This window comes from Cryobacterium sp. 10I5 (assembly GCF_035019865.1).
Classification (GTDB): domain Bacteria; phylum Actinomycetota; class Actinomycetes; order Actinomycetales; family Microbacteriaceae; genus Cryobacterium; species Cryobacterium breve_A.
In genome coordinates this window covers 1-5,131 of the sequence record NZ_JASJVI010000142.1, presented here as the reverse complement: position 1 = coordinate 5,131, position 5,131 = coordinate 1, and the positions used below count along the sequence as shown (strand labels likewise).

Sequence of the window (5,131 nt, the reverse complement as noted above, 5' to 3'; positions counted from 1 at the left end):
GACCCGCCCCGATCCATCCCGATCCATCCGAAGGAGACCACCAGTGACGTTCCTCGAAACCTCGGAAACCCCGAGCGCCTTCCTCGACTCCCCGCGGGCACGCGTCTTGCTCGTGCGCGTGATCCGGGTCGCATTCCCGCACGCGCAGCTGCCGGATACCGCGTACGAGAAGACCGCAGACGCCCTGATCGCGCTCGCTGAGAAATCGCCCCGGCACTTCCTCGCCCTGTCGTCCGGCCTCGCGAGCCTCGACACCCTTCCGGCCGGCGCCTTCCTCGACCTCAATGCGATGGATGCCACGGCTCGCCTGCGCGCGATCGAGCACACCGAATTCTTCGCCTTCGTCCGCGCCAACACCGTGCTGACCCTGTACAACCTCCCGGAGGTCTGGGAAGCGCTCGGCTATGAGGGCGCGTCCTTCGACAAGGGCGGCTACCTCACCCGCGGCTTCAACGACCTCGACTGGCTCCCGGAGCCGCGGATCGAGGAATACACCGGCGAGCTGAACCACGTCGAGATCGGCCCGCTCACCCGGCAGGTCGGTGCGGCGAGTGGGCCGGCGGAATCCGCTTCGACCAGGGACGAGGTGACGAAGTGACCGCCATCGACCACGACGAGGAGGCCGTCGTCATCATCGGCTCAGGCGCGGGCGGCGGCACCCTCGCCTACGAGCTCACCGCCCGGGGGATCAAGGTCGTCGTGCTCGAGGCCGGCCCGCACATCACGAATGACGAATACGTCAACGACGAGTGGGCCGCGTTCTCCCAGATGGCCTGGCTCGATCCGCGCACGACGAGCGGTTCCTGGCGCATCGCGCGTGACTTCCCGAACCTGCCGGCCTGGATCGTCAAGGCGGTCGGCGGCAGCACCACCCACTGGTCCGGCGCGACGCCGCGGTTCCTCGCCCACGAATTCCAGGCTCGGAGCACGTACGGGGCGATCGACGGCGCGAACCTGCTCGACTGGCCGATCACCCTCGCCGAACTGGCTCCGTACTACGACCGCGCCGAGATCGCGATGGGCTCGACGCACCGGCACGGTCGCGCCGCCCTGCCCGCCAACAACAACTACAAGGTGTTCGCCAACGGTGCCGCCCGGGTCGGCTACAACTTCTACGCGACCGGTCCGTACGCGACGAACGCCGAGCCGTACGACGGGCGCCCGGCATCCGTGCAGGACGGCTTCAACTTCCAGGGCGACAAGTCCGGCGCGAAGTGGAGCACCCTCGTGCGCGAGATCCCCCGGGCGGAGGCGACCGGTCACCTCGACCTGCGCCCGCTCAGCCAGGCCGTGCAGATCACCCACGACCAGACCGGGCGCGCCGACGCCGTGCTCTACCTCGATGCTGCCGGCGGTCTGCACCGGCAGCGCGCACGCATCGTGTGCGTCGCCGGGAATTCGATCGAGACGCCGCGACTGCTGCTGCTCAGTGCGAGCTCGCTGTTCCCGGACGGCCTCGCCAACTCCTCCGGCCAGGTCGGCCGCAACTACATGCGGCACACCACCGGCTCCGTCTACGCCCAGTTCCCCGACCCGGTGCACTCCTATCGCGGCGAGACCATGGCCGGGATCATCGCGGACGAGGCGCGCCACGACGAGCGCCGCGGCTTCGCCGGCGGGTACTACCTCGAAACCCTCTCGCTCGGGCCTGCATTCCTCGCAGCCTTCGCGGACCCGGGTTCGTGGGGGCGCGACTTCACCTCGATCCTCGACGGCTACGCCCACACCGCCGGCCTCTGGATCGTCGGTGAGGACATGCCGCAGGAGACCAACCGGATCACCCTCAACGGCTCGGTCACGGATGCCGCAGGCCTGCCGGTCGCGAACGTGAACTTCGACGACCACCCGAACGACGTCGCCATGCGCGACCACGGCTACCGCCAGGCCGAGCTGCTCTACGACGCGGTCGGGTCGATCTCGGCGCACCGCACCCCGCCCTATCCGTCCACGCACAACCTCGGCACGAGCCGGATGAGCGCGCGACCGGAGGACGGCGTGGTGAACAAGTTCGGGCGTGCCCACGATGTGCCGAACCTGTTCGTGAGCGACGGTTCTGTCTTCACGACCGGCGCCGCGGCGAACCCCACCCTCACGATCGTGGCCCTCGCCATCCGGCAGGCCGACCACATCGCCGAACAGCTCGCCAACCGGTCCCTCTGACCGGTGCCTGCCACCGAACCGTCACCACGACCCGTCCCCACGCCCCGACAAGGAGAGTGCGCACCATGACCCACGACCAGATGATGAGAACCCCGTACGACCAGATCGGCGAGGTGCCGACCTTCACCCTCGAATCCACCGACGTGAAGAACGGCGAGGAACTCGCCCCGCCGCAACGCAGCGGGATCTTCGGCGCCGGCGGAAGCGACACGTCCCCAGAACTGCACTGGAGCGGGTTCCCGGCAGGGACCAGGAGCTTCGCGGTCACGGTGTACGACCCGCTCGCCCCGACGGGGAGCGGATTCTGGCACTGGGCCGTCGCCGACATCCCCGCGACGACGACAAGCCTGCCCACCGGGGCGGGAGAGGAGAACAGCACGACCCTGCCGCCCGGCGCCTGGCAGCTCACGAACGATGCCAGTCTCCGGCGCTACCTCGGTGCGGCCCCGCCGGCCGGCCATGGGCGGCACAACTATTACATCGCCGTGCACGCCCTCGACGTCGATACCATCGGCATTCCGGAGACGTCGACGCCCGCGTTCCTCACCTTCAACCTCGGCGGGCACACCCTCGCCCGCGCCGTGATCACCCCCTGGTGGGAGGCCCGCTAACCGCTCGCCCCGCCCTAACCAATTCGACGGAGTTTTTGAGTTTCTGGTGCGTGGGAGCCCGATCTAAGCGCTCTCCGGACAAAATCTCCGTCGAATTGGTTAGGTGAGCGGATGCTCAGCGCCGGACGCTGCCGGAGCGGAAGTACCGCGAGAGTCCGGCGGCGGTCCCGCGCAGCATCCGCTCGAGGTCGCGTTCGCGGGTCGCGATCGTGGCGGCCCTGGCCGAGATCGCGACCGAGCCGACGAGCAGGCCGGCGGAGTTGCGCACGCCGACGGCGGCGCACGTCATGCCAGGGACGAACTCCTCGTGTTCCCAGGCCACGTGCGACCGGGAGATCGACTCGAGCTGGCGCTCGAGTTCTCCGCGCTCGGTGATGGTCGCCGGGGTGAGCCGTAACAACCCGTGAGCATCGAGGTACTGGTCGCGCTGCTCGCCGCTCATGCCGCTGAGCATGATCTTGCCGAACGCGGTCGCATGCGCGGCCTCGTGGAAACCGAAGCTCAACGGGGTGAGGCGCGGGGCGGCCGGGGAATCCACGATGTACGTGACGACGACATCCGCCCCCCGGTACACGGCGAAGTACGCGGCCGCCCGGGCGCTGCGGTGCAGGCGGGCGATCTCGGTGCGCACCTCGGTGGGCACCCCGATCTGGCGATGCAGCGAGACGCCGAGCTGGTGCAGCTTGTAGCCGAGTTCGAACTTGCGCTCCCGGCGGATGTGCACGAGGTAGTCGCTCTGCACGAGCGTCTGCATGAGCCGGTACACGGTCGGCAGCGGGTAGCCGAGGCTCGCCGAGACCTCCTTCGCCGTGGCCCCGCCGCGCTCGGCGACGATCTCGAGGATCGCGAGCGTCTTCTGGATCGAGGCGACCCCGCCCGGGGCGGGTGGCGCGGGCAGGGCCGTGACGTTGGAGGTCAGGGGCGGCTGCGCGAGCGTCCGGGGCGACGACGGCTGGGACAGGGGAAGAGCATCCGTGATCTTCATGCGGCCATTGTCGGTCGGGCGCGGTCCCGGCACAATCGCACGGCGCCTGAGAAGATCCCGGGTACGGCGAGCAGCTTCTCACATGGTGACAGGGCCCCTGACCGACCGTGACCGGCGAATTTAGGCTGGCGGCATCCGCATCGATTGAAGAAGGAGATCGCCATGGCCGCCTCCAGCGCCATTCGCACCATCATCAGCCCCGGCCGCTACGTCCAGGGGAAGGGGGCGCTGTCCCGGCTCGGCGAATTCCTCGCGCCGCTCGGGAAGACGCCGCTCCTCGTCTCAGACGACGTCGTCTGGGGGATCCTCGGGCAGCGCGCCACGGACTCGCTCCGCGCCGCCCAGCTGCCCGTCACCCGGGAACGTTTCGGCGGCATCCCCACGGCCGCGGAAGTCACCCGCCTCGTCGGCGTGATCGACAGGACCGGCGCCGACGTCATCGTCGCCCTCGGCGGCGGCAGCACCTTGGACGCCGTGAAGGCTGCGGGGTTCCTGGCCGGCATCCGCTGGGTCACGGTGCCCTCCGTCGCTTCGACGGATGCCCCCACCTCGGCCCTCTCCGTGATCTACACCGCGGACGGCGCGTTCGAGGAGTACCGCTTCTTCCCGAAGAACCCGGACCTCGTGCTGATGGACACCCAGCTTGTGGCGGATGCCCCCGCCGCGTTCCTGGCCGCGGGCGTCGGCGATGCCCTCGCGACCTGGCTCGAGGCCCGGGCCACGAGGCAGTCGCACGCGAACACGATGGCCGGCGGCCTGCCGACCCTCGCGGGCACCGCGCTCGCCGAGCTGTCCTGGGGCGTGATCTGGGACAACGCGCTCCCCGCCCTCGACGCCGTGCGCGACCACCAGGTCACCCCGGCCGTCGAGAAGCTCGTCGAGGCCAACACGCTGCTGTCCGGGCTCGGATTCGAGTCCGGCGGGCTCGCCGCCGCCCACGCGATCCACAACGGCCTGACCGCGGCGCACCAGACCCACGGCCTCGCCCACGGGCAGAAGGTCAACATCGGCTCGGTCACGCAGCTCGTGCTCGAGGGCGCCCCGACCCAGGAGATCCGCGACTTCATCGAGTTCACGACCCGGGTCGGGCTGCCGAACACCCTGACCGAGGTCGGCCTCAGCGTTGAAGACGAGGACGACCTGCGCCGCGTCGCCGAAGCGGCGACGGTGCCAGGGGAGACCATCCACAACATGCCGTTCCCGATCACCCCCGACGAGCTGGTCAGCGCGCTCAAGTCGATCGAGCGGTTCTCCCGCACCGTGCGGAGCGAGGCGCACCTGCCCGCGCCCGTGCAGTACGTCGCCCGCCAGGTCGACACGCACTAGCCCGCAGGTCTCCGGGCAGCGGATGCCGCGGCCTGCGCTGCCCGGGCCC

The 5,131-nt window shown here is 69.9% G+C and carries 5 protein-coding genes; 4 read left to right on the top strand and 1 reads right to left on the bottom strand.

Annotation, left to right across the window (positions count from 1 at the left end; translation table 11 throughout):
* Nucleotides 1-43 precede the first annotated feature (43 nt).
* The 3 genes from QN350_RS18875 (at nt 44) to QN350_RS18865 (ending at nt 2,771) form a co-directional block, all read left to right on the top strand.
* Complete coding sequence (locus QN350_RS18875) at nt 44-598, top strand: hypothetical protein (RefSeq protein WP_322137805.1); 555 nt, start codon at nt 44-46, stop codon at nt 596-598.
* Complete coding sequence (locus tag QN350_RS18870) at nt 595-2,160, top strand: GMC family oxidoreductase (protein ID WP_323503720.1); 1,566 nt, start codon at nt 595-597, stop codon at nt 2,158-2,160. Before QN350_RS18875 ends, QN350_RS18870 begins: the two co-directional genes overlap by 4 nt.
* Before the next feature lie 65 nt (nt 2,161-2,225).
* Nucleotides 2,226-2,771 (top strand): YbhB/YbcL family Raf kinase inhibitor-like protein, encoded by a 546-nt coding sequence (locus tag QN350_RS18865; protein WP_322137803.1) that lies wholly within the window; start codon nt 2,226-2,228, stop codon nt 2,769-2,771.
* 115 nt (nt 2,772-2,886) lie between these two features.
* On the opposite strand, the gene QN350_RS18860 is transcribed toward QN350_RS18865, so the two are convergent.
* Nucleotides 2,887-3,756: an IclR family transcriptional regulator gene (locus QN350_RS18860; protein WP_281535673.1), complete on the bottom strand. Its 870-nt coding sequence runs from the start codon at nt 3,754-3,756 to the stop codon at nt 2,887-2,889.
* A 162-nt stretch (nt 3,757-3,918) separates the two neighbouring features.
* Here QN350_RS18860 and QN350_RS18855 point away from each other — a divergent pair, with 162 nt between their 5' ends.
* Nucleotides 3,919-5,082 (top strand): glycerol dehydrogenase, encoded by a 1,164-nt coding sequence (locus QN350_RS18855; RefSeq protein ID WP_322137802.1) that lies wholly within the window; start codon nt 3,919-3,921, stop codon nt 5,080-5,082.
* Nucleotides 5,083-5,131 lie beyond the last annotated feature (49 nt).

Excerpts from the sequence above, each read along its gene's own strand:
- QN350_RS18855 (WP_322137802.1), top strand. The coding sequence starts at position 3,919 with ATGGCCGCCTCCAGCGCCATTCGCACCATCATCAGCCCCGGCCGCTAC.
- QN350_RS18860 (WP_281535673.1), bottom strand. The coding sequence starts at position 3,756 with ATGAAGATCACGGATGCTCTTCCCCTGTCCCAGCCGTCGTCGCCCCGG.
- QN350_RS18865 (WP_322137803.1), top strand. The coding sequence starts at position 2,226 with ATGACCCACGACCAGATGATGAGAACCCCGTACGACCAGATCGGCGAG.